This window comes from Clostridia bacterium (assembly GCA_017394805.1).
Classification (GTDB): domain Bacteria; phylum Bacillota; class Clostridia; order Christensenellales; family CAG-1252; genus RUG14300.
In genome coordinates, this window is record JAFPXC010000021.1 from 1 (window position 1) to 2,232 (window position 2,232).

Consider the following 2,232-nt stretch of genomic DNA (forward strand, 5'->3'; position numbering starts at 1 on the left):
GCCGCGTCGCCCGATTGACTTTGATAAAGGATGACCGCGTCGAGGAATTGCGCGTTGCCGTTGGTCTTGGTGTTGTTGGCGGTAAGGGTGCAGTTGGTTAGGGCGACAGAATTTTGCCCCTCAATGCAGACGCCTTCGGAAAGATTGGAGGTGAGGGTTGCGTCCGAGACGACGATTTCAGCGGTGGAGTAGATGGCGGGCGAGCCGAGGCCGTTGGAGGTGTAGGAGCCGCCCGTGACTGTGACGGAGCCGCCTCCTCTGTCGGTTCTTATCGGTGCGGAAGATTGCCCCGACGTTTCAATCGTTAAGTTTTTGGCAACCGTGACACCGCCGCCCGTGGTCATGATACCGCCCGAGCCGCTTGCCGACGTGTTAATCGTGACGTCTTCGATGTAAACGGTGGTGCCGTCGCCTGCCGCGCCGTTAGTGCCGCCGTTGCCGCCGTAGCTGAAGACAGCGTTCGCGCCGACGCCCGTGGTGGTTACATTGCCGCCGACGATGGAAACTGTGCCGCCGCCCATGGCCATGATACCCGAATTGATTCCGTAGAAATTGTAGTTGTCGCCTGCATTGGAGGGGCCGCCGCTCTTGGTTACGGTGGGGTTGAGGAGATTGACGGTGCCCGAGGCCAGAGAGACGAGCAGGGCGCATTCGGCGTCGGAGGTCGACGAGTAAGTTTTGTCGGAGTAGGTGCCCGCCGAGGTGATGGAGTTTGCCGCGCTCCACGACACTGAACTTGAGCCACCGCCTTCACCGCCGCCGCCGCCGGGTCCGTCGAATCTTTGCAGGTCAAACACAAATGCTTCCATGAAAATACAACTCCTTCTGCAAAAATTTTTTTAACTGTCAGCCGTCAATTTCTTGCCGCTGATTGAATACGTCGTGCCGTTGATGTTGAAGGTGTCGGAGCTTGTCACGTTTTGGAAGATGACGTGCCCGCCGCCTTCGATTGCCAACGTCAGCTTGCCGCTCTTGAACGACGAATTTGTAAACGAACCCGCCGAGCCGTCCGCGTCGAGAATCTGAAGCATGTCGGCGGAAGAAAAATCGGTGATGTAATCTTTGCCGTCGTTGGGCTGATAGATGAACACGTCCGCGCCTTTGCCGCCCGTGAGAGTGTCATTGCCTTTGCCGCCCCACAGAGAATCTTTTCCTGCCCCGCCTGAGAGCGAATCATTTCCGCTGCCGCCGTTGAGGTAGTCGTTGCCCTTGCCGCCCAGGAGCGTATCTTTATCGTCCCCGCCGTAGAGGGTATCTTTATCGTCGCCGCCGTTCAAGTAATCATTGCCCGCTTGCCCGACGAGTTTATCGTTGCCCGCCGAGCCGTAAATCGAATCGTTGCCTTTTCCGCCGTAAAGGATGTCATCGCCCGATTGTCCGACGAGTTTATCATTGCCCGCGTTGCCGTAGATGGAATCGTCCCCCTTGCCGCCGTAGATTGAATCCTTGCTTGAGCCGCCGAGGATAGAGTTGTCCAAGGCGTTGGCGGTGATGTGAATGGCTTTTGTGCGTGCGGAGGCGTCGATAGTTTTAATGGCGGCGGCGGCAGTGACGGAGGCGGCGGAAGAATTGGTTAGGGTCAAGGTGGAGGAAGTATCTTCATCGGTCTTGGTGGTGCCGTCGAGAGCCACGTTGTTGACGTAGAGAGTATAAGAACCGGTGATGACGTTGGAAGCCGTGCCGTCGAAGGAATCAATGTAAGTATTGCCCGTGAGATACCACTTTGAAGTATCGTCTAGGGTGACGGAGACTGTGCCGAGGGAAGTGGAGATGGAAGAGCCGGTGGCGTTGGTGATTGAGCCTGAAATATTTCCCGTGAACTTTGTGGAGTCGGAGAGGTTAAGGGTTAAGGTGGAATCGCTTCCAACTAAAATATCGCCGGTGAGTTCCTGCCCACTGGCGTTAAGGGTAGCGATATTTGAGGCACCGCTCCAGCCGTCGTCGCAGACGGAGAGCAGGACGCCTGAGCCCGAATCGTCAATGGTGACGCCATCCAAATTAATAACGGCGGTGGTGTTGGTGACGTGGAAGAGGTGACCGCTTTTATTAATCAATGAGCCGCCCGTCATGGAGAAGGTGGAGGTACCGCTTGCCGCGTCGCCCGATTGACTTTGATAAAGGATGACCGCGTCGAGGAATTGCGCGTTGCCGTTGGTCTTGGTGTTGTTGGCGGTAAGGGTGCAGTTGGTTAGGGCGACAGAATTTTGCCCCTCAATGCAGACGCCTTCGGAA

Annotated in this window: 2 protein-coding genes; both read right to left on the bottom strand. The window is 56.5% G+C overall.

All coding sequences use genetic code 11. From position 1 onward, the window contains the following. A partial coding sequence (locus II896_05660) for a hypothetical protein (protein MBQ4444117.1) occupies positions 1-731 on the bottom strand: 731 nt, incomplete at its 3' end. A gap of 108 nt (positions 732-839) precedes the next feature. Beyond that, the coding region (locus II896_05665; protein ID MBQ4444118.1) for a hypothetical protein at positions 840-2,232 on the bottom strand (1,393 nt) is incomplete at its 5' end.